This is a genomic window from Actinokineospora sp. NPDC051303 (assembly GCF_055586285.1).
In genome coordinates this window covers 28229-49100 of the sequence record NZ_JBVJIN010000010.1, presented here as the reverse complement: position 1 = coordinate 49100, position 20872 = coordinate 28229, and the positions used below count along the sequence as shown (strand labels likewise).

At 71.2% G+C, this 20872-nt stretch carries 24 protein-coding genes; 12 read left to right on the top strand and 12 right to left on the bottom strand.

The window, feature by feature from the left end:
• Positions 1-60: 60 nt before the first annotated feature.
• Entirely contained in the window at positions 61-798 is a 738-nt protein-coding gene (locus ACZ6SD_RS10430; RefSeq protein ID WP_465316635.1) for a class I SAM-dependent methyltransferase, read from the bottom strand.
• Positions 799-1039: 241 nt separating this feature from the next.
• Positions 1040-2134 carry a DNA glycosylase AlkZ-like family protein gene (locus ACZ6SD_RS10425; RefSeq protein WP_465316634.1) on the bottom strand — a complete coding sequence of 365 codons (1095 nt, stop codon included), beginning with the start codon at positions 2132-2134 and terminating at the stop codon, positions 1040-1042.
• Between the two features lie 97 nt (positions 2135-2231).
• Here ACZ6SD_RS10425 and ACZ6SD_RS10420 point away from each other — a divergent pair, with 97 nt between their 5' ends.
• Entirely contained in the window at positions 2232-3038 is an 807-nt protein-coding gene (locus ACZ6SD_RS10420) for a GNAT family N-acetyltransferase (RefSeq protein ID WP_465316633.1), read from the top strand.
• Between the two features lie 4 nt (positions 3039-3042).
• Here the strand turns inward: ACZ6SD_RS10420 and ACZ6SD_RS10415 are convergent, their stop codons facing one another.
• The 3 genes from ACZ6SD_RS10415 to ACZ6SD_RS10405 form a co-directional block, all read right to left on the bottom strand.
• Positions 3043-3954, bottom strand: coding sequence for a sucrase ferredoxin (locus tag ACZ6SD_RS10415; protein WP_465316632.1), 912 nt, complete (start codon positions 3952-3954; stop codon positions 3043-3045).
• A gap of 115 nt (positions 3955-4069) precedes the next feature.
• Complete coding sequence (locus ACZ6SD_RS10410) at positions 4070-5035, bottom strand: helix-turn-helix transcriptional regulator (protein ID WP_465316631.1); 966 nt, start codon at positions 5033-5035, stop codon at positions 4070-4072.
• 52 nt (positions 5036-5087) lie between these two features.
• Positions 5088-5750: an O-methyltransferase gene (locus tag ACZ6SD_RS10405; protein WP_465316630.1), complete on the bottom strand. Its 663-nt coding sequence runs from the start codon at positions 5748-5750 to the stop codon at positions 5088-5090.
• Between the two features lie 85 nt (positions 5751-5835).
• On the opposite strand from ACZ6SD_RS10405, the gene ACZ6SD_RS10400 reads away from it, so the two are divergent.
• Positions 5836-6690, top strand: a complete 855-nt coding sequence (locus ACZ6SD_RS10400; RefSeq protein WP_465316629.1) for an SRPBCC family protein — start codon at positions 5836-5838, stop codon at positions 6688-6690.
• A gap of 9 nt (positions 6691-6699) precedes the next feature.
• Positions 6700-7221, top strand: coding sequence for a DinB family protein (locus ACZ6SD_RS10395; protein ID WP_465316628.1), 522 nt, complete (start codon positions 6700-6702; stop codon positions 7219-7221).
• A 98-nt stretch (positions 7222-7319) separates the two neighbouring features.
• Here the strand turns inward: ACZ6SD_RS10395 and ACZ6SD_RS10390 are convergent, their stop codons facing one another.
• Both ACZ6SD_RS10390 and add read right to left on the bottom strand, forming a co-directional pair.
• The gene (locus tag ACZ6SD_RS10390; RefSeq protein WP_465316627.1) at positions 7320-7592 is read right to left on the bottom strand and encodes a hypothetical protein; all 273 of its coding nucleotides are present in this window, start codon (positions 7590-7592) and stop codon (positions 7320-7322) included.
• A gap of 104 nt (positions 7593-7696) precedes the next feature.
• On the bottom strand, positions 7697-8677 hold the full coding sequence (gene add, locus ACZ6SD_RS10385) for an adenosine deaminase (protein WP_465316626.1): 981 nt from the start codon (positions 8675-8677) through the stop codon (positions 7697-7699).
• Between the two features lie 134 nt (positions 8678-8811).
• Between add and ACZ6SD_RS10380 the strand changes: the two genes are divergently transcribed.
• From ACZ6SD_RS10380 to ACZ6SD_RS10365, 4 genes are all read left to right on the top strand, one after another.
• Positions 8812-9225 (top strand): STAS domain-containing protein, encoded by a 414-nt coding sequence (locus ACZ6SD_RS10380; protein WP_465316625.1) that lies wholly within the window; start codon positions 8812-8814, stop codon positions 9223-9225.
• 443 nt (positions 9226-9668) lie between these two features.
• A complete protein-coding gene (locus tag ACZ6SD_RS10375) occupies positions 9669-10469 on the top strand; it encodes a class I SAM-dependent methyltransferase (protein ID WP_465316624.1) in 801 nt (266 codons plus the stop codon).
• A 15-nt stretch (positions 10470-10484) separates the two neighbouring features.
• The gene (locus ACZ6SD_RS10370) at positions 10485-11042 is read left to right on the top strand and encodes an acyl-CoA thioesterase (protein WP_465316623.1); all 558 of its coding nucleotides are present in this window, start codon (positions 10485-10487) and stop codon (positions 11040-11042) included.
• Between the two features lie 111 nt (positions 11043-11153).
• Positions 11154-11696 (top strand): VOC family protein, encoded by a 543-nt coding sequence (locus ACZ6SD_RS10365; RefSeq protein WP_465316622.1) that lies wholly within the window; start codon positions 11154-11156, stop codon positions 11694-11696.
• A gap of 117 nt (positions 11697-11813) precedes the next feature.
• Here ACZ6SD_RS10365 and ACZ6SD_RS10360 read toward each other — a convergent pair whose 3' ends face one another.
• On the bottom strand, positions 11814-12173 hold the full coding sequence (locus ACZ6SD_RS10360) for a hypothetical protein (protein ID WP_465316621.1): 360 nt from the start codon (positions 12171-12173) through the stop codon (positions 11814-11816).
• A gap of 530 nt (positions 12174-12703) precedes the next feature.
• On the opposite strand from ACZ6SD_RS10360, the gene ACZ6SD_RS10355 reads away from it, so the two are divergent.
• Together ACZ6SD_RS10355 and ACZ6SD_RS10350 are read left to right on the top strand one after the other, a co-directional pair.
• A complete protein-coding gene (locus ACZ6SD_RS10355) occupies positions 12704-13684 on the top strand; it encodes a tyrosine-type recombinase/integrase (RefSeq protein WP_465316741.1) in 981 nt (326 codons plus the stop codon).
• 10 nt (positions 13685-13694) lie between these two features.
• Complete coding sequence (locus ACZ6SD_RS10350; RefSeq protein WP_465316620.1) at positions 13695-14633, top strand: RluA family pseudouridine synthase; 939 nt, start codon at positions 13695-13697, stop codon at positions 14631-14633.
• Positions 14634-14699: 66 nt separating this feature from the next.
• On the opposite strand, the gene ACZ6SD_RS10345 is transcribed toward ACZ6SD_RS10350, so the two are convergent.
• On the bottom strand, positions 14700-14918 hold the full coding sequence (locus ACZ6SD_RS10345; protein ID WP_465316619.1) for a hypothetical protein: 219 nt from the start codon (positions 14916-14918) through the stop codon (positions 14700-14702).
• Between ACZ6SD_RS10345 and ACZ6SD_RS10340 the strand changes: the two genes are divergently transcribed.
• The gene (locus ACZ6SD_RS10340) at positions 14911-15780 is read left to right on the top strand and encodes an alpha/beta hydrolase (protein WP_465316618.1); all 870 of its coding nucleotides are present in this window, start codon (positions 14911-14913) and stop codon (positions 15778-15780) included. The two genes, ACZ6SD_RS10345 and ACZ6SD_RS10340, sit on opposite strands and share 8 nt — an antisense overlap.
• Positions 15781-15821: 41 nt before the next feature.
• Here ACZ6SD_RS10340 and ACZ6SD_RS10335 read toward each other — a convergent pair whose 3' ends face one another.
• Together ACZ6SD_RS10335 and ACZ6SD_RS10330 are read right to left on the bottom strand one after the other, a co-directional pair.
• Positions 15822-16370, bottom strand: a complete 549-nt coding sequence (locus tag ACZ6SD_RS10335) for an EF-hand domain-containing protein (RefSeq protein WP_465316617.1) — start codon at positions 16368-16370, stop codon at positions 15822-15824.
• 305 nt (positions 16371-16675) lie between these two features.
• Positions 16676-17869: a hypothetical protein gene (locus ACZ6SD_RS10330; RefSeq protein ID WP_465316616.1), complete on the bottom strand. Its 1194-nt coding sequence runs from the start codon at positions 17867-17869 to the stop codon at positions 16676-16678.
• A gap of 155 nt (positions 17870-18024) precedes the next feature.
• Here ACZ6SD_RS10330 and ACZ6SD_RS10325 point away from each other — a divergent pair, with 155 nt between their 5' ends.
• A complete protein-coding gene (locus ACZ6SD_RS10325) occupies positions 18025-19263 on the top strand; it encodes a tyrosine-type recombinase/integrase (protein WP_465316615.1) in 1239 nt (412 codons plus the stop codon).
• A gap of 17 nt (positions 19264-19280) precedes the next feature.
• Here ACZ6SD_RS10325 and ACZ6SD_RS10320 read toward each other — a convergent pair whose 3' ends face one another.
• A complete protein-coding gene (locus tag ACZ6SD_RS10320; protein ID WP_465316614.1) occupies positions 19281-20114 on the bottom strand; it encodes a phosphotransferase enzyme family protein in 834 nt (277 codons plus the stop codon).
• Between the two features lie 232 nt (positions 20115-20346).
• Between ACZ6SD_RS10320 and ACZ6SD_RS10315 the strand changes: the two genes are divergently transcribed.
• Positions 20347-20751 (top strand): peptidase inhibitor family I36 protein, encoded by a 405-nt coding sequence (locus ACZ6SD_RS10315; RefSeq protein ID WP_465316613.1) that lies wholly within the window; start codon positions 20347-20349, stop codon positions 20749-20751.
• The last annotated feature ends 121 nt before the right edge of the window (positions 20752-20872 follow it).

The window sequence follows — 20872 nt, the reverse complement described above, 5'->3', positions numbered from 1 at the left end:
CCGAGGGCGCCATACCAGATCACCGGGTATGGCGCCCTTTTTTTTCGCGGCTATCGCGAATCAGGCGACCAGCAGACGCACGCCGAGCTCTGCCGCGTCGAGGGCGATGAGGTCGCGGTTGCGTTCGGCCCACCGGCCGGATGCGAGGTCGTCACGGAGGCCGCGCACCGCCCGCTGCTCGGCGGCCGGGCCGACTCTGGCCCAGATGGACATTCCGCGGCGGATCTCCTCGTCCAGATACGCCTCCGGCCTGCGCCAGTAGGCCTCGTAGAAGCCGTCCGCGCAGTCCCACGGAATAGGCACCGGTTCCACCCTGGCTCCGATCGAGCGGGCCAGCTCGGTCAGCGACGGCCTGCCGAGGAGGAGACCGGCGCGCTCGGGCAGATAATCACGGTCCAGCCAGAACAGATCGAGGGCGGCGAAGTCCTTCGTGCACACCACGACGCGGCGAGCGACGCGCCGCATCTCCCGTAGACCCGCGAACGGGTCCTGCCAGTGGTCGATGGTGGCGAACGCCATCGCGGCGTCGAAGGACTGGTCGGCGAACGGCAGGCTCTCCGCGACGCCTGCCACGCACGGCGCAGCACCCGCGGGGCGCTGCGCCCGCATGACCGCCGACGGCTCCACAGCGGTGACGTCACGGTCGGGCGGCTCGTAAGAGCCCGCGCCCGCGCCGACGTTGAGCACGGTCCGCGCGTCGCCGAGCGCGGCCCAGACCTGCGCCGCGATCCGCGGCTCGGTGCGCCGCGTCAGGGCATAGGTCGCGCCGATGGCGTCGTACAGCCGCGCGCGGGACATCAAACTCCACCCTCCAGGTGGCGATCGCCCGCCGCCGCGGATCGTTGACGGGGTCCACCTGAGTTCCATCCTGCCGACACCGGGCAGACCGCGTGAGCGGCACCGTGGCCAGGCACCAGCGACGCACCCCTCATCACCGACGAGTAAGCCCCAGACCAGGGCGATCATCGGCGGAAGCGACACCGAACCCGACCGTCGCCAGCGGCCGCCAGGCGCCGAGCCGCCCGCGCGGCGACTTGGGTCAGTCGGTGATCGTCACCCGGGCCTCGGTGTGCCCGCGGGCCACCGCGACCCGCTGCGCCTCCTCCTCCACCACCTTCCGCGTCGCCGCGGCGAGGCGGCCGAACGGCTCCACGGTGACCGCCAACGCGCGGCCCGCGGTCTTGGTGCGCCAAGTGCCCGCGACCTCGCCGCCGACCAGGAGCGCGCCGGGGTTGCCGATCATCCGCCACACCTGCTTGCGGCGGGCCTGGTCGGGTACCAGCAGGTCGCGGTCGCGCAGTTGCAGCAGCGGGTCGTGTGGGGGCAGCAGCCGCACCAGGTCCGGGGGTGGGGCGGCGAGCAGGGCGGGCACGTCCTCCTCAGGCAAGTAGCACGGTGCGCCGTCGACCCGGACCTCGACCAAGCCCTCGGGCCACACGGGCTTGACCTGCGCCTGCGTGGTGCCCAGGAAACCCGCCGCGTGGGCGAGGGTGCTGGGGCCGTGCAACCGCAGGTAAGCCTCGACCACCGGGCCCACCCCGGTCGACTCGGCGGGCACCGGGCGCCGGTCGGCGACCGGGCGCAGCATCGTCGGGCGGGCCTGGGCGCGCACCTCCACCCCGGCGAACAGCCCGACCAGCTGGAACAGGCTCCCGTAGACGTGGGTGGCGGCGCACACCCGGCAGTCGTAGGAGTACTCCGGCGGCAACGCGGCGGTCACCTCGGCGCTGACCTGCCCGCGCGGCTTCTCCCGGTCCACCACGTCGTGCAGCGCGCGGGCCCCGTTGGCGAACACGGTGAGCCCGGGTATCCCCGCCTTCTTGAACGTCGTGCCGGCCCCGCCCAGCCGGGCGATCGCGTCGGCGTCCGACCGCGGCCACAGGCTCCCCGCCAACCCGGGCAGATCCGCGCGGCGCAGCAGGTGCGGCGCGCCCCGGAACGCCCACACCACCACCAGCGCCGGGTCGTCCACGTCCGCGCCGTCGGGCAGCCGCGCCGCCAACGCCGCCCGCGGCGCGCCGCCGTCCTGCACCCCCAAGTCCAGCACCGCCAGGTCCGCGACCCGGGCGGTGTCGCGGTGCAGCCCGTGCCGGGCCACGCGGTAGGCGAGCACTCGCTCACGGGTGACGTCCACACCGCCATTGTGGACGAAGCCCACGCCACCGCCGAGATGTCCGGACGCCCGCCAAAACCATGTGCGACCGTCGCCCAGGTCATGCTGGAATCCCGTTGTGGGCACCGCTTTCCTCGATGAAGCCGACTTGGCCGCCAGGATGGAGAACAACCTGGCCGAACACGCCTGCCACCTGCACCGGACCATGACCGGCGCGACCGTCACGGAGACCGGCGACCTCCTCGTCGCCGACAGCGGCCTGGACGACGACACCTTCAACATCGTCGCCGCGGCCCGCTTCACCGCCGCCACCGCCTCCGCACGCGTCGCCGAGACCGCTCGGGCGCTGGCCCGCACCGGCCGCCGTTTCTCCTGGTGGGTCGGGCCTGCCTCGACACCACCGGACCTCACCGCCCGCCTGACCGCCGCCGGACTGCCCGCATCCGAACGCGAAACGGCCATGTGGTCCGAACTGGACGACGCCCTGCCGCCGCCCGACGCCCCAGCACTGGCCATCCAGCCGGTGGCCACCCCAGAACAGCTCGCCGACTACGCCGCGGTCCTCGCCGCGAACTGGACTCCACCCGCCGACACCGTCCGCCGCTTCTACGCCCAAGCCGCCCCGCGGGCACTGGCCGCACACTGCCCAGCCCGCTACCTCATCGGCTACGTCGACGGCCGCCCGGTCAGCACGGCCGAAGTGTTCGATCACGCAGGCGTCGCCGGGATCTACAACATCAGCACCCTCGCCGCGCACCGCGGGCGCGGCTACGGCGGCGCGATCACGCTCGCCGCGCTCCACACGGCCCGCGACCGCGGCCACCGGATCGCGGTCCTGCAAGCCTCCGCCGACGGCGAGCCCGTCTACCAGCGGCTGGGATTCCGTTCCTGCGGCCAGTTCACCGAACACGCCGTCCGACGATGAACGCTCAGTCGATACGGGTGACCACGTGCGTGGTCCGCTCGCCCGGCGCGGCCCCGCAGCTGAGGACCCGGCCGCCCACGGCCCGCTCGGCCACCGTGACCCGCCACCCCCGCCCGTCCACATGCCACACCACGACCCGCCAGTGCCCGTCGTCGTCCAACTCGGGATCGCGCACCCGCAGCACGTCGGGGTGGACGGTGTTGGTGAGCTCCCGGACCGCGAGTTCGGCCGCCTGACCCGCCGCGGCCCACGTGGACCGGCCACGGCAGCGGTCGGTCACCACCGCGGAGGACGCCAGCAGCGCCCGCGCGCGGGTCGCGTCGAGGTCCCCGTAGGCGTAGCCGGTGGGCAGCAGTAGACCGGTGGGGGCGAACCGGTGCCCGCCCAGGTGGCTGGCCTCCCACACCGCGTCGCCGTGGGTCGACGCGACCTCGCCCGCGATGGGCCTGCCGCGCACCGCGCAGCACAGGTCGCGGCGCCCGTTGGTGCACACCAACAGCACCGGCCAGGTGATCTGCTCGCCGAACCCGGCGGGCTCACCCGCGCCCACCGCGGCGAAGTCCAGGTCGAGCAGGTGCTTGGCGTCGGTCACCACGTCACGGCGCAAGAACGCGCGCCCGGGCGCGGTGTGGGCGAGGTAGACCCGCCGCGGCGCCGGGCGGTGCCGGTCGGGGTGCGCGCCGGGGCGGCGGATGAGCACGACCCGCACCCCGGCGCCCGCCGCGCGGGCGACGAGTTCGGCGCCGACCCCAGCGTCGAGGTGGCTCTCCCGCGGCGCGTCGCGGCCCCACGGCCCGGGCTGCTCCACGCACAGCCAGGTCGCCGCCGTCACCGCGGTGCCCGCCATGGGCTCGTCGAGCGCGCGGGAGAGCACCGAGCAGGCGTCGCCGGGCAGCGCCGGGGGAGTGGTCACCATCAGCACAAGGCTCTCACGCCCGGTACCGCCGTTCGTGTGCGCCCGGCCGTGACCGCCCGTCACCGGCAAAGGGTGATCAAGGCGCCCCACCGGCCGCTGAGCGCGCGCGGACCGGTCACCGGCGGGACCGCTGCGCCGCCCTGGTCAGCCGGGCCGCGATCCCCGTCATCCGCTCGGCCAGCTCCGGGGGCTCCTGGACCTCGAACTCGCAGCCCAGCAGCGAGATCCACACCACCAGCCCGTCCAGCGAACTCGCGCCAGCCCGCAGCGTGCAGGACCGATCGTCGCGGGCTTCGAGGACCCCGTTGGTCGGGCCGATGTGCTCGGCCGCCTCGTCCAGCGGCAGGTGCAGGGTGATCACCGCCTGGTGCCGGTAGGCGGCGTTGGACAACCCGTAGGAGGTGTAGGCGGCCAGGTCCTCGTCGGGCGGGTCGCGGGGCGCGAACCGCGGCCCGGTCGGGGTGCGCGGGACGAGCCGGTCGACGCGGAACGTGCGCCACGCGTCCCGGTCGAGGTCGTAGGCCACCAGGTACCAGCGGCGGCCGGTGTGCACCAGGCGCAGCGGCTCGACTTGGCGCAGGCTCTCCCCGCCGTCGCGGTCGCGGTAGTCGAACCGCAGCCGCTCCTGGTCGCGGCAGGCGCCCGCGATCGCGGCCAGCGTGCCCGGGTCCACGGTCGGGCCGCGCCCGCGCAGCGGCACCATCATCGACCCCAGGGCGTTGACCCGGCTGCGCAGCCGCGCGGGCAGCACCTGCTCCAGCTTCGCCAGCGCCCGCACGGAGGTCTCCTCAATGCCCGCGACGGTCCCGTTGGACGCGGTGCGCAGCCCCACCGCGACGGCCACCGCCTCCTCGTCATCGAGCAGCAGCGGCGGCAGCGCCGCGCCCGCCCCGAGCCGGTACCCGCCCGCGATCCCGGTCACCGCGTGCACCGGGTACCCCAGCGACCGCAGCTTGTCCACGTCGCGCCGCACGGTCCGGTCGGTCACGCCCAGCCGCTCGGCCAGCTCCGCGCCGGACCAGTCGCGGCGGGTCTGCAACAGCGACAGCAGCCGCAGCAGCCGCGCCGAGGTCTCCAACATGGCCCCAGTGTCGCAGCCGTCGCGGACAGCTCCGGTCCGCGACGCCCGCCCGCTAGCCGTCGACCAGGATCAACGCGAACCCGTCGTACCCCTTCGACCCCACCGTCTGGACAGCCGTCGCCGACACCCTCGGCTCGGCGGCGATCAGCTCGTTGAGCGCCCGCGTCCCCACCACCGCCGGATCAGCGCTGCCCGCGTCGGCGATGGCCCCGCCGCGCACCACGTTGTCCACCACGATCACCCCACCCGGCCGGGTCAGCCGCAACGCCCAGGTGAAGTAGTGCGGGTTGTTGGGCTTGTCCGCGTCGATGAACACGAAGTCGAACGGCTCCTCGGCGACCAGCGTCGGCAGCGTCTCCAGCGCCGCCCCCACCCGCACCTCGGCTATTCCGCCCAACCCGGCCTCGGCCAGGTTCTCCCGGGCCACCTCGGCGTGGCGCGGGTCGAACTCCAAGGTCACCAGCCGCCCGTCCGGCGGCAGCGCCCGTCCCAGCCAGATCGCGCTGTACCCGCCCAGCGTGCCGATCTCCAGCACCCGCCGCGCCCCCCGCACCCTGGCCAGCAGGTTGAGCAGCTTGCCCTGGTTCGGGGCCACCGCGATCGGCGGCAACCCGGCCGTAGCGCAGCGCCGAAGCGCCGCGTCCAGAATCGGGTCCTCAGGCAGAAGCGCGGCACAAAGGTAGTCGTCCACAGCCGTCCACAGTGTCTCCGTCACCTCCTCACCCTAACTACATTCCTTGACCGGCATATACTGCGATCGGTATGTTCACCGGCGGAGGACCACCGAGAAGGGAACAGCCATGGACGCGACACTGCGCACCGACGCGGGCCGCTGCGTGCTCCGCTTCACCCGCGCCCTCGCCCACCCACCGGACAAGGTCTGGCGCGCCATCACCGAACCCGACCACCTCGCCCACTGGTTCCCCGCCACCCTCCACGGCGAACGCCGCCCCGGCGCCCCCATCACCTTCGCCTTCGACAGCGACGACGGCGGCTCCGGCGTCATCACCGACTACGACCCGCCCCGCCTGTTCGCCTTCACCTGGCAAGGCGAGAACCTCCGCTTCGAGCTGCGCCCCACCGACGACGGCTGCCAACTCGTGTTCACCCACCACTTCGACGACCGCCCCGGCGCCGCCAGCTTCGCCGCGGGCTGGGAAGGCTGCCTCGCCGCCCTCACCGCCCACCTCGACGGCGACCCCGCCCCCGACTACGACTGGGCCACCGCCCACGAGACCTACGCCGCCCGCTTCGGCCTCCACCACGGCGCCGCCCACCGCGACGGCGACACCTGGCTGGTCCGCTTCGAGCGCCAGCTCACCGCCCCCGCCGACCAGGTCTGGCCCCACCTCGCCGCACTGGCGGGCGGCGCCCCCGTCACCGAGAACGCCCCCGACACCCTGCGCACCCGCCACGACAACGGCGACACCGTCCAGATCGACCTCACCCCCGGCCCCGGCGGCGCCCGCCTACAGCTCACCCACCGACTGCTCGCCCCATCCGGCAACGCAGAAGACCGCGTCGTCACCGCCCTCGTGCACTGGCACACCGCCATCCGCACCCTCGCCGCCCACCTCATGGGCACGACCCCCGGCGACCCCGACGCCGACCTGCACGCCTTTTACCGTCACACGATCGAGGCGACCATGCCGTAAACTGAGCCCATGTCGATCATCGGGTCGGCGCGGACGACGGACCGCGCCTGGCCACGCGCCGACGCTCACGACGAACTCCGCCTCCAGTGGGAGTTCCTGACCTACCTGCGCACCACCGCGCTCACCAAAGCCGCGGGCCTGACCCCAGCCCAGGCCACCGAGACGCCCCTGCCGACCTCACCGCTGATGAGCGTGACCGGCATCCTCAAACACCTCACCGCCGTCGAACGGCACTGGCTCACCCGCACCGCGGGCGGCGCCACCCTGCCCGCCCTGTGGGACCCGCACGACGCCGACGCCGAATGGCGCATCACCCCGGCGGACACCCCCACCGCCGTCGCAGCCGCCTACCGCGTCGAATGGGACCTCGCCGAAGCCGCCATCACCGGCCTCACCCCCGACGACCCGGCCCGCGGCGACGCCACCTACACCCTGCGCTGGATCCTGACCCACGTCACCCAGGAAACCGCCCGCCACATCGGCCACCTCGACATCCTGCGCGAACTCGCCGACGGCCACGTGGGGGAGTAGCGCCCGGGGGTGTGGCGCCGCCCCGCCGGAACCCCGACGAGGCGACGCCACACCAGTGCGCTCACAACGGCCCGACAACACCGCCGGATACGCCAGCCCTAAGCGGCGGCCCTCACCTCACCCAGCAACCGCCGCCCGGCCTCGGTCGCCCGCACCTGGACATCCCGAGTCCCCACACCCGGCCGGATCGCGACCAACCCGCGCCGCTCCAGCAACGCCATCGCCTCCTCCTCCCACTGCGGCAACCGCCCAGCGGGAGAACCATCCGAACCAGCCCACAGAAATCCCATCGGCGCCCCCCACAACCCGTTGTGGAACAGCACCGCCCCCTGCGCGGCGTCTCGCAACGCCGTTCTCTCGTTCTCCGTCATCTCGCCCCTCCCAGTGCAGTGGTGACGGTCACACCATGTGGTAGCAGGCTCCACTGACCGCGCGCTGACCCCGAAACCCCCGGCCACCCGCACGTTCCCCCAGCTCACCCCAACCACGAACCAATACCTGCCAACAACCGCGCCTTCGTCCCCGCCGAAGCGAACGACGCCTCGACCGACGACCGCGCCAACCCGGCCAACACCGAGTCGTCCCACCCGAACGCCACCCGCAGCGCCGCGTACTCCGCCGCGAGCCCCCGCCCGGTCACATTCGGCACATCCGTGTTCACCGTGACGACCAGCCCCGCCGCCAACAGCCGCGGCAGCGGATGCGCCGCCAACGACGGAACCAGCCCCAACGCCACATTCGACGACGCGCACACCTCCAGCGGCACCCCCCGGTCCCGCACCTCGGCGACCACCTCCGGGTCCTCCAGCACCCGAAACCCGTGCCCGACCCGCTCGGCCCCGCCGACGGTGATCACCTCCCGCACACTCTCCGGCCCACCGCACTCGCCCGCGTGGTGCACCAACCGCAACCCCGCCGCCCGCGCCTGGGCCAACACCTCCGCGAACGGCACCGCCGGATACGCCTCGTCCCCGGCCAACCCGACCCCGACCACACCCTCGAACCGCGACGCCAACTCCACCGTCCGCCGCAACCGCGCCACCGGCTTGCGCCGCGAATGGTCCAGCAGCACCCGCACCTCGATCCCGTGCCGCCGCTGCCCCTCGGCCAACCCGTCCAGCACCGCGGCCAACGGCATCTCCAGATCACCCAGCCGCTCACCATGCGACGCCGCGGTGAACGTCACCTCCGCGTACCCGGTGCCCTGCGCCGCCTCGTCCGCGCAGAACTCCACCGCGATCCGCCGAAAGTCCTCCGGCCCGCGCAGCACATCCCGCACCCGCGAGTTCTGATCAGCGAACTCCCGAAACCCCCGAAACCGAAACGGCCCATGACTCACCTCAGGCGGAACCGCGATCCCGTGCGCCGCACCGATCTCCACCAACGTCGACGGCCGCACCGTGCTTTCCAAATGCACGTGCAGATGCGCCTTCGGCAGCAGTGCCAAATCCCCCATGCCGTCCAGGGTAAGAGGTACCACGCTCCCCGCGCTCCTTGTTTTTCAAAAACCTGAAAAAGCTGGCAACCTTTTCCCCGGCGGGCGGATCAAGGAAGCAAGACCCACTACCAGTCGAAGGGCATGGGATACCCGTGGCACTGAGTTTCGCCCGGTCAGCCGAGGAACAGGCACTCCGAGAACTCACCATCACCGTCGACCGCGACGACCGCACCGCCGTCATCGGCGCCGTCGGCCGCATCGACCTCGCCACCGAAACCCCCTGGCACGACGAGGTCATGACCGCCAGCACCGCCGACGACGGCACCACCCGCGTCGTCATCGACCTCACCGCCGTCACCTTCCTCAGCTGGGCCAGCACCGCGGTCCTCGTCCGCGCCAACCGCGCCTGCCGCCGCCGCGGCCGCACCCTGCGCGTCCTCGCCTGCGGCCCCGTCCTCACCGGCCTGCAGCTCACCCGCCTCCCAGAAGACATCACCATCACCCCCAGCGCCCGCACCGCCCCGACCCCGGCCGCCCGCGCCACCAGCAGCTGGCTCATCGCCTAACCGCCCGAGCCACCCACCCCGCCAGCGCACCGCCGAACCCCGGCACACCGCCCGCCAGCGCCACCAGCCGCGCTCGCCGACGTAGAACCGCCCGGCAAACCCGCACCCCGAGAACCACCTGCCGCCGTGCCCCGGTACGGGGCGGCGTCGTCGGCCAACCACGCGAGCAGATGTCGTCGGTCCGCATCGAGAACACGGACGATCGCGAATCGCAGCAGTCGCGAACGCGCGGCGCTGTTTGGAGGCTGTACCCGCCATTTGGCCGTGCGGATTAGCCCAGATGCGACATCGGCAGTACGCCGTACGTGTTTCACAGCACCTGCCGCTTCATTGAAGACGGTTACCGTTGGTAGCATTTAAAATTCGTAGAGTTATTCGGGGCAGGATCTCCGACAACTTGCTGCTCCGGATGGTCAACCCGCCAAATCCCGAGGGGGTGCCTGATGGGGCGCAGCGGCGAGCAGTACGGTGACCGGCTGTTCACCCATGCCAGCGTCGAGGAACAGCGCAGACTCGACAGTCTCGCTTCCGCGGTCTCCGGCTTCACCTACCAAGCGCTCGCCGGGTTGGACATTCCCCCCGGGCTGCGTCTGCTGGACGTGGGCGGCGGTAACGGGGTGGTCGCCGAATACCTGGCCACCCAGCACCCGGGAGCGGACATCGTGTGTGTCGATCGTGACACCGCGCTCATGCGCGGGGGAGCGGGCTACACCGTGCTGGAGCACGACGTGTGCGACATGGACGTCTGGGACCAGCTAGGCGCCTTCGGCTTGGTCCACTCCCGCAATCTGCTGTTGCATCTCCGCGACCGGGACCAGGTGTTCGAGCGGATGGTGGGCGCGGTGGCGCCCGGCGGCTGGCTGGTCGTGGGCGACGTGATCGACGCCCGCGACCTGATGCGCTCCTCGGACTACCGCGAGGTATTCGGGCTGTTCCGCCGCTACATGGAAGCCGAACTCGGCACCGATATGACCTACGGGACCGGGCACCCGCAGCGCCTGCAGGACGCGGGCCTGGTCGACATCGACGTCTCGTACAACGCGCTGGTCGTGGGACCGGGAAGGTCCGGGGCAGGGTTCATCGCGCGCTCGTTCCGGCACGTGTGGCCGGACATGGTCGCCAAGGGCTACGCGGAAGACGGCGGCGCGGACGAGGTGATCGCCTACCTTGAGTCGGGCAGACACTGGGACACGGCGATGGGATTCGTGACGGCCTGGGGCCGCAAGGCGCAGCAGCAACCGTGATCAGGTGATACCGCGGTGGAACAGCGCAGCACACAACCCGACGAGTACTGGGCCGCCATGGTCGAAGCCTACGATCACCAGCCTCCGCGAGCGGGCAGCAGCATCATGGTGCAGCGGCGGGTGGACTGGTCCGACACCGACGCCTCCGGTCACTGGCACCACAGCGCGAGCCTGCGGTGGCTCGAAGCGGCCGAATCCCTGCTGCTCGAACGGCTCGGTCTCCGGAAGGAGATCTACCACCGCCTCGTCCGCGTGCACCAGGAGTTCGACTACCACACCGCGCTCCATCACATGGACGTCGTGGACATCCATGTGCGCGTCCAGCAGGTCAACAACACCTCGATCGCCTACCAGCTCAGCGTCATGCACCACGGCCAATGCTGCGTCTCCGGCCACATGGTGTGCGTCCTGGTGGACCCCGAAACACGCAAGCCGACACCGTGGCACGACGATCAGCGAAGCCTGCTGGAGGCCCCGGTCGCGCTGGAGTCCGAAACACTCTCGTCGGACTCGGCCCCGGCGTCGCGCAGCGGCCGCAGCTCGCCGGTGAACTCGGGGTGGGCGATCGGGTAGCGGCCGTTGAAGTCGATGTGGTCGAAACCGCAACGGCGAGAGCCGTTCCCGGGTCTCCAGCGGGACCGGACACGAGCCCATCCGGCCGAGCCGCGCATCGCCCCGCCGCACATGTCACCCAAGCCCGAGGCGGTCGAGCTGGCGCTGATCGACCACGCCCGCCACGTGCATGCCGCGCTGACCCCGCCTTCCACTAGCTTTTCGCTTATGTTGGCCGACGCCCGACGGGCGGGCACCCGACGGAAGGAAGCCTTCATGCTGCGCGGACTCACCACCACAACCTTCTACGCCGACGACCTGGACGAGGCGGCGCGCTGGTACACCGAGGTCTTCGGCGTCGCGCCGTACTTCGTCGTGCCCAGCGGCTACATCGAGTTCCGCATCGGCGACTACCAGCATGAGTTCGGCCTAGTCGACAGCCGCCACGCCCCGCACGACACCACCACCGCGGCGGGCGCTATCGCCTACTGGCACGTGGACGACATCGACGCCGCCTTCGCCCGTCTACTGTCCCTGGGCGCCCAGGTCCACGACAGCCCGCGCGTGCGCGGCGAAGGATTCGTCACGGCCTCGGTGATCGACCCGTTCGGCAACATCCTGGGCATCATGTTCAACCAGCACTACCTCGACATCCTCGCCTCGACCCAGACGTGACCGCGCGGCTCGCCCCCGCGCGAGGAGAAGCGGGGGCGAGCCGCGATCAGAAACGATCAAGCCCGGGCCTGGGGGAGTGGTCCGCACCCGTCAGCCAGGCCGGGCCGGGTAACGCACTCATTTGTCATAACGGTCCGCGTCGGCGGTCTGGGCGATCACGAGAATGTCGACGCTGCCCTTGTACTTGTCGTCGTAGTGGTTCGAGGAGTGGTCCCGAAGTCCGTATTCCACGGTGACCTCGACCTGTCGCGTCGAGTAGTCCGCCTTGCGCACGTCGGTGATGCGGTGGAACAACAGGTGCACCGGACGCTCCTGGTCCACGAACTCAGCTTCGAAGCCCCTCAGCGCCGCGTTCGCGCTGATGACGGGGGTGTCGAAGTGGAAGGTCAGCGTCTTCCTCTGCGGATGCTGGGCGTCGGACTGGTACTCGAAGGTCTGGGTCTGGAACCTGAGGGTCGGTGCCACGGTCGGCAACACTGCTTCCTGCCTCCTTGGGTTCGAGTTCCCCGGCTCGTGTGAGCCGGTTACTGATCGATTACCCATCGTGGCCGAGTCGTCACTGCGACGAACGGATGAAAGCGCTACTTGACATAATGTAGATTATCGAACCAAAGACACCCGGCTGATCAGCCGCCGGAAGGGGCTCCGAACCGCCCGAACTGGCGCACCGCGCGCTGACCGCAAGCCCTCGGGCGCCTGAGCGGCACGTGCCGCGCGGCACGGGGTCAACGTCGACTCGACCAAGCGCTCACCGGAGGCGCATCGGCTTTGCCGACGTTGCAGGCACCCCGAAGGCTGCCCAGGACGCCTCGACGCGCCTGTCCGAGACATCCCATAACGTCACCGTGACGGTTTACCCCGGCCCTTTGGACCTGACCGACTCGGGCTCCACGGGCCGCGTCCGACTCCCTGTCGAACACATGTTTCATGGATAACCGCGATTATCCATCACTCGAACCCCTCGTTGATCGACTTTTGTCGGTGGGGTCAGGTAGGCACGCATTGTGATGTTGATCGAGGCGCACGAGGCGTTCTTTGTGGCGCGACGCTCCCGTAAGGACTCTCCACATACGACGGCGGCCTACCGCCGTGATCTCGCCGGGGTGACCGCGCGGCTGGCCGAGGTGTTGGAGCGAGACGCTGCGGGGATCGCGCTGGCCGAGGTGTCCGCGCAGGCGCTGCGGGCCGCGTTCGGGGTGTTCGCGGACACGCATGCGAAAAGCTCGGTGGCGCGGGCGTGGTCGACGTGGAACCAATTCTTCCAGTTCTGTGTGGCCGATGGGCTGGCGGCGGGCAATCCAATGGGGGCGATCGGCAGACCGCGGCCGGGGCCCCTCTCCCCCAAGCCGCTGCGCGGTGAGCGGACGCCGGAGCAGTTGCTGGCGGCGATCGCGGGTGGGGCTCGGCGGGCTCGGCGGCCGTGGCCGGAGCGGGATCTGCTGGTGCTGGCGCTGGGGCTGGTGGCGGGGTTGCGGGCGTCGGAGATGCGGGCGCTGCGGCGGTCGTCGGTGGTGGGGCGCCCGGGTGAGCGGCGGTTGTTCGTGCACGGCAAGGCGAACCGGGAGCGGTCGATTCCGATCGAGGCGCCGTTGGAGCGGGTGATCGAGGCGTATCTGGCCTCGTGTGCGGCGCGGTTTCCGGGTGCGCGGTTCTCGGCGGAGTCGCCGTTGGTGTTGGGGTCCGACGGTGAGGGAATCGGTCGCGGTGCGTTGGATTACCTGGTGAAGGCGTGTTTTCGGGGTGCGGGGATGCATGACCGGGTGCCCGCGGGGGCGAATCTGCACGCGTTGCGGCACACGTTCGCGACGCGGTTGGCCGAGGACGGGGCGAACGCGGTGGAGATCATGGTGCTGCTGGGGCACGCGAGCCTGAACACGAGCCAGAACTACATCGACGCGACCGGTAGGGAGCGGCGGGCGGCCGCGGCGAGCAATCGGACGTATCGGACGCTGGCGGAGTTGGCGGGTGAGGGTCCGGCGGGTCAGTAGGCTGGCGGGGATGCGACGCAAGCTTCGTTCCCCACTCCCCCAGCGCCACGGTCTCGACGCGGCGCGCCTGCGGCTGCCCGAGGAGGGGGCGTGGGCGACGGTGCTGGAGCACCTGGTGGAGCGTCTCCCCCGGGTCGATCCGGCGCGGATCGAGTCGATGCTGCGCGAAGGGCTGATTGTCGGGGTGGACGGTCCGGTGGCGGTGGACGCGCCGTACGCGCCGGGGTCGTTCGTGTGGTTTCACCGGGATCTGCCGGTGGAGACGCCGGTTCCATTCGAGATCGGGATCGTGCACCAGGACGAGGATCTGGTGGTGGTGGACAAGCCGCATTTTCTGGCCACGATTCCGCGGGGGAAGCACATCGCGCAGACGGCGTTGGTGCGGTTGCGGCGGCAGTTGGGGATTCCGACCTTGAGTCCGGCGCATCGGCTGGACCGGGTGACGGCGGGGTTGCTGCTGTTCGTGGTGCGGCCGGAGCTGCGTGGCCGGTATCAAACGTTGTTCCGGGATCGGTTGGTGCACAAGGAATACGAGGCGGTGGCCCGGCATGATCCTGGGCTGGCCTCGCCGGTGGTGGTGCGCAGCCGGATCGTGAAGGAGCGTGGGGTGATCACCGCGCAGGAGGTGCCGGGGGCGCCGAACGCGGAGACGCGGGTGGAGTTGCTGGAGCATCGCGCGGGCCTGGGCCGGTACCGGTTGGTGCCGTTGACCGGGCGGACGCATCAGCTGCGGCTGCACATGAGCGGATTGGGGTTGCCGATCCTGGGCGATGACTTCTATCCGGTGCTGACGGAAAAGCCGTTGGACGATTTCTCGCGGCCGTTGCAGTTGCTGGCGCGGGTGTTGGAGTTCACCGATCCGGTGTCGGGGGTGCGGCGGCGGTTCGAGAGCGGGTTCCGGTTGGCGGCGTGGGACTCCCCCGAGGTGTGGCGGGCTGGGGCGGGGTGAGGTGTTCACGGGGAGAACGTCGGGCGGGCCCGGTTTGTTCCTCAGGTGTTGAATTTGTGTGGACGTTTACATCCGAGTGCTCTCCGGTTTCGCCGGGGCCAGCATGGGGGTCATGAAGAACTCGGTGTCAGGCAAGGGAAGCAGACGTAGGGCGCTGTGGTCGGTCGCCGTGGTGGCCGCGGTCGCGGCGGCGTTGCCGGTGACCGCGGGGACGGCCGCGGCGGCGACGTGCATGTCGAACAAGGCCAAGAGCGACGACGGTTCGTGCATCACGTCGGTGGTCACTGTGGACACCTCGCGGCGGGTGTTCGACCTGGTGATCAATTCGACGGCGGGGAACCGGGTCACCGAGCAGCGGGCGCGGATCATCCTGCCCTCGGGGTACGGCGCCGACCCGGGTCGGCGGTGGCCGACGCTGTACCTGCTGCACGGTGGCGGGTCGCCTGGTTCGGCGAGCTATCGGGACTGGACGCAGAACACCGACGTCGAGGGGGTGACGGCGGGGTATGCGGCGCTGGTGGTGATGCCGGAGGCGGCGTCGGCGGGGTGGTATTCGGACTGGGTCAACGGCAGCGCGTACTGGGAGACGTTCCACCGGGTGGAGTTGCGGCAGCTGCTTGAGCGCAATTACGCGGCGAGCGACCGGCGGGCGATCGCGGGTCTGTCGATGGGTGGTTTCGGTGCGGTGTCGTATGCGGCGCGACATCCAGGTGAGTTCGCGGCGGTGGCGTCCTACAGTGGGGCCTTGCACCCGTTCGCGGATTTCAGTTTCATCCAGTCGCTGCTGTTCGTGAACTTCCAGGATATCAATGGCCTGTGGGGTGATCCGACGATGGCGGCGGGTCGGGCGAGGTGGCAGGAGCACGACCCGTATTACAGCGTGGACACCCTGTTCGACATTCCGGTTTATGTGGCGTCGGGTGAGCCGCCGTTCGGGGGTGATCCGCTGGGTTTGGAGACGGTGACGAACCGGGAGACGCGGGCGTTCGAGGATCGGTTGAACGCGGCTTATGTGGCGGCGCATCCGGGTAGTTCGGGTGCTCCCCTGTTGCGGACGCACCATTACCCGGGCACGCATGAGTGGCGGTATTGGGAGGCGGAGTTCGTTGCGTCGGTGGACATGTTGATGGACGCTGTCGGGGGTTGAGGCGCGCTGACGGCCACCGGGCGCCGGTGGCCGTCGCGGGTCTATCCGAGGTGGAGCATGTGCGCGCCCTTCATCGACTCGTGGGTGGCGGTGAAGACGCCGCGCACGTTGGCGCAGAACTCTTCGTTGTCGATCCGGTCGTCGTTGTCGGAGTCCATGGCGGCGAACGCGTTCGCGGCGACGGCCGGGTCGGTGATGCCCGCGCCGCGGTAGATGCGGGTCAGTTCGTCTTGGTCGATGTAGCCGTCCCCGTCGGTGTCGGCGATGGCAAAGCAGGCGTCGGCGGCGGCCAGCCACTTGTCCATGAGGTCGCCCGCGGTCAGCAGCCCCTGGTCGTGGGCGTCGCGGAACTCGGCTTTGCCGACCGAGTCGTCCTGGTCGACGTCGGCGGCGTCGCGGACGCAGTCCCATACCCTGGCGTAGGCGGCGACCAGTTCCCGAACGAGCCCCGAGTCCGCCTCTTGGCCGAATTCCGCGGCGACTCCGGCGCTCACCTGCTCGAAGTCGGCCCAGGTGATCTCCTCGTTTCCGTCCATGTCGAGCACGGTGAACACGCGGTCGATGTTTTCGGTTTGCAACTGGCTCAGCATTGGCGGTGTCTTTCTCTTGGCGCCGTGTTTCGTGCCCGGCCGAGATTAGCGGCCGCGAAAAGCGCGCGGCAGCGGCGATTCGGGTCTGGTGGGTCACTCGATGTGCTTATTTTCCGGGGGTGGAAAACCTGTGTCGGTGGACTGTTGCCGAGTGGTTCGGCCGAAGTGGTGATCGTGTGGGGCAACTCGGTGACGTCGCGCGGGTGGCGAAGCTGGCTGGATCGGCGTGGGGAAGCGGTCGAAGTGTTCCGGGTTCGGCCGCTGTCGGTGACATGACCGGCCCGGTCATGGGGTTGGTGCGCGGCTCATTCGTCGGGCGCGTCGGTGAAGGCGTCGGTGTTGGTGATGGTGGTGAGCAGGTAGCGCGCGGCGGGGTGATCGAGGGCGTCTTCGGGGACGGCGGCGGCCAGGCGGCGCAGGGCGCGCAGGTGGACGGTCGCGGCGGTGTGGGCGTGGCGTAGGGCGGTGAGTTCGGCTGAGTGGCGGGCTTCGTCGGCGGTGCGGGCGTCGAGGGTGGCGTGGGCCACGGCCAGGGCGGCGGTGAGCCTGGTGTGTTCTGCGGTCAGGTGGTCGCGGGTGGTGGCGAGGGTGGCGACCTGGTCGGCGAGGTCGGTGAGGGTGGCTTGGGTGGTGTGGGCGGCGGCGGTGGCGGCGTCCAGTTTCCGCTGGGTTTCGTGGAGGGTTTCCTGGTCGGCGGCGCGGGCTTGGGTGAGGTCGGCGACGGTGGTCTGGGCGGCTTGGGTCGCGGCGGTCGCGGTGTCGAGGTCGGCTTGGAGGTCGCGCAGGGTCGCGCGGTCGGCGTCGCGGGCCGCGGTGAGTTGGTCGACGGTGTCGGCGAGGGTGTCGGCTCGGGCGGTGGCGGCGTCGCGGGTTTTGGCGGCGTCGGCCGCTGCCGCGGCGGCGTCGTGGCGGGCTTGTTCGGCGATGGCCGCGTGTTTCGCCGCTTCGGCGGCCTTCTTTCGGTCTTCGGTGGCTTGTTTGCGGGCGTCGTCGCGGTCGCGGCGGGCCTGGTCGGCTTCCGCGCGGGCTTCGGCCGCGGTGGCGAGGGCTTCGGCGCGGGCGTGCTCGGCTGCCCGCGCCGCCCGTGCGGCGTGTTCGGCGTGGGCTTCGGCTTCGGCGACGCGCAGCGCCTCGTGTCGGACGATCTCGTGTTGGCGTTCCACGGCGGCGGTGGTGGTGGCGAGTGCGGTGGTGACCGGGGCCAGGACGGTGCGCAGGCTGGTCAGGGTGTGGTCGAGCACGGCCAGGGGGTTGTCGGCGGCGGTGTCGCCGCGGGCGGTGCGGTAGAGGACCACCGCGGCGCCGTGGCGTTTGCAGGAGAAGGTCCCGTCGTCCCAGCGGCCCTCGCCTTCGGGGCAGTACCGCAGCCGGGGGCCGCCGCGGGCACCGGCGCGCTCGGGCAGTGGCTGCGCGCAGCACAGGCACCGTGATTCCGCCTGCCCGCCCGGCTCGTCGTTTCCGGCGTCGTTCGCGGCGCTCTCGGGCGACGGCTGAGTCATGACACTCCTCTAGTTGGTCGTAACTATATAACTATCTTAGTTACAACTAACTAACTCGATCGAACCGGATGGAGATGGCATCTATGCCAACAGAAGTGTGCTTCTGTTGGCATAGACTTGCGGAGTAACCACGGGGTATCGGAGCGAAGCAGCCAGTGACCGAAACACACCTGACCGTGACCGCGCGGGCGGCGGAAAACCAGGACCCCGGTGACGACGTGCTTGTCGCCGGGGTGTGGCCGGGGGTGGCGGACCCGCCGGAGCTGCTGACCGCCGTGGCGGACTGGCTGGCCGGGTACGGCAACACCGGCACCCGGCACACCTACGCGGGACAGGCGCTGGGCCTGCCCACCAAACCCGAGGACATCGGCCGGTGGGCCACGGTCCCCGACGCGCCGCGCGGCTGGTCGACCGCTGTCCGCCGCTACGCCGCGGTGATGCGGCGGCCGACCGAACCCACCCGCGCGGGGCACGCGCCGCCGCCCGCGCCGCCGGGGCGGTTGCGGCACCTGCACTGGTTCCGGTGGTGCGCCACCCAGGGACTCGACCCGCTGGCGGCGCGCGCCGCGCACGCGAAAGCGTGGCTGGCCGACCTCGCCGCGGCGGGGGCCGCGGTCAGCACCTGCGACAAGATGCTCGGCGCCGTGCGCGCCCTCTACGACCACCTGGTCGCCGACGATCTCGCCGAGACCAACCCGGCCGCGCTCAACCGCAAAAGGCTCGGCCTGACCGCGGCCCGCGCGGGCGCCTCCCGGACCATCACCCTCGCCGACGCCGAGGTCGCCGCCCTCTACCACTTCGCCGGGCGGCTGCCGCGGCAGCGGGAGCTGGACCGGCTGCGGGCCCGCGCGGTCGTGGCGCTGTTCACCGCCGGGGTCCGGGTCAGCGAGCTGTGCGACCTCGACCGAGGCGACCTGCACCGCAACCGCGGCCACCGGGCTTTGCGGGTGCACGGCAAGGGCGCCAAGGACCGCATTGTCTACCTCGCCACCCCGGTCGCCGCGGCCGTGGACGACTACCTGCGGGCTTTCGACAGCGCCACCGGCAACTCCCCCGCCGTCTGCGGGCGTCAGACGGCGGGGGGTTCACCGCTGCTGGTCAACCGCGGCGGGCGCCGCTGCACCCGGCAGGCCATCTGGGAGTTGCTGCGCCGCATCGCCCGCGCCGTCGACCCGGATGAGAAGGGCCTCGCGGCGACCCTGCACCCGCACGCGCTGCGGCACTACTACGTCACCACCGCGATCCAGGAAGGCGCGCAGGTCGCCGACGTCGCGGTCGACGTCGGGCACGCCAGCGTCGACACCACCCGCCACGTCTACAGCTCCGCTGCCCCCGACCCGGCCCGGTCCTCCGGCGACCTGGTCGCCCGACGCGTCTTCGGCGCCGCCGACTGACCGGCGGCGCGCCCCGCTCATCCGCGTGGCGCGCCGTCGAGGTCGGGCGCCCACGCGGCCGCGATGGCGTGACACAGCGCCGCGACCGGCGCGCGGGCGGCCAACTCGGCGTCGGTGAGGGGCACCCACCGCCGGTAGGCGGCCAGCAGGCGGTCCCCGGCCGCCGGGTCGTCGGGGCGGTGGCGGGCGGCGAACAGCTGCCAGCTCACCAGGTCGTGCAGCAGCGGGCCGCGGCTGGGGGTGCCCCAGTCGATCAGGGCCAGTGTCTCGGCGCCTGGGCGGCGCAGGACCTCCGGCGCGGGGTCGCCGTAGAGGACGCCGTGGGTGAGGCCGACGCGCCGGTCGAAGTCGCGGACCTCGGCGACGGCGGTGGCGAGGTCGCCGCCGAGGCGTCCGCCGATCCGGTCCGCTTCCTCGGCGTAGAAGTCGAGCAGCGCGCCCGCCGGGGCGGCCCGCTCGATCCGGGACAGGGTGTGGTGCACGCGGCCGAGCAGGTCGCCGCACGCGTGGGCGGTGTCCGGGGCGGCCCAGTCGACGGGCTCGCCGTGGACGAACTCCAGCAGCGCGACCGTCCACGCGCCGCGCCACCGCCGCACCCGCGCGCACAGCGCGCCGGTGCTGGTGGGCACTGGCGCCCCGGTGGTGATTCCGGCCCTGTCCGCGGCGGCGGCCACGCGCAGGCCGGGCTCGACGAAGCGCGGGGTGTCGAAGAACAGCTTGGCGGCGTAGTCGGCGCCGCCCGCGCGCACTCGCCAGACCCGGGACCGGTCGCCGAGGTCGGTCAGTTCCTCGACCACGTGGATCTCCGGCAGCCGCCACGCCCGTAGCCACCCGCGCAGACTCCTCGTCACATCGCCCAATGCCCTGTCCCCCCGTTTCAGTGGGGAAACAGTACTACCGGCGCTGTCGGTCGGGCTCGTGAATTACACGCTGCCCCAGCGGGGCGGGTGGACGGATTATCAAACCAAGTGTCGATTCCCGGTCAAGGCGCGGAACGCGGTGTTGTCGGCATGCTTGGCAGTGGCTGTGAAAAGGCCGCAGCCGGGGGCCGGGAATGGCCCACTGTCCTATGGGGAGAACCGAATGAAAAGGCTGTTCCGGGGAGCCGCTGTCGTCGCCATCGCCGCTGCCTGCGCCATGCCGGTGCTGGCGGGCACGGCTTCGGCCGCTGACGAGTTCAACGGGGTGTGCGAGGTCGGCGAGTTCTGCGTTTACGAGCACGACAACCAGGGAGGTCACCGGCTCGATTTCATCGGCTCGGAGCAACTGTATTCCAACAACCGGTGGTACAACACCTCCATCATCATGGACAACCAGGCCAGCTCGGCGTGGAACCGGGTCACGAGGTGCTCGGTTCGGTTGTGGCGGGACGCCGGTGGCACCGGCCTCTACACCGGATTCCCGCCGGGCCAGGCGCACAACGACCTGAGCGATTTGCGGATCGGCGACAACCAGGCAAGTTCGCACACGCTCGTGTTCTGTTCCTGAGTCGACCGCCGGGGGGGCTCGGGGGGGGGGCGAGGGCACCCAGGCCGCTGGGGGGGAGTGGTGAGGAAACAGGGGGGGAAGGGGGGGGGGGGTTTTTTGGTTCCTGGTGTCCCGGTACCTT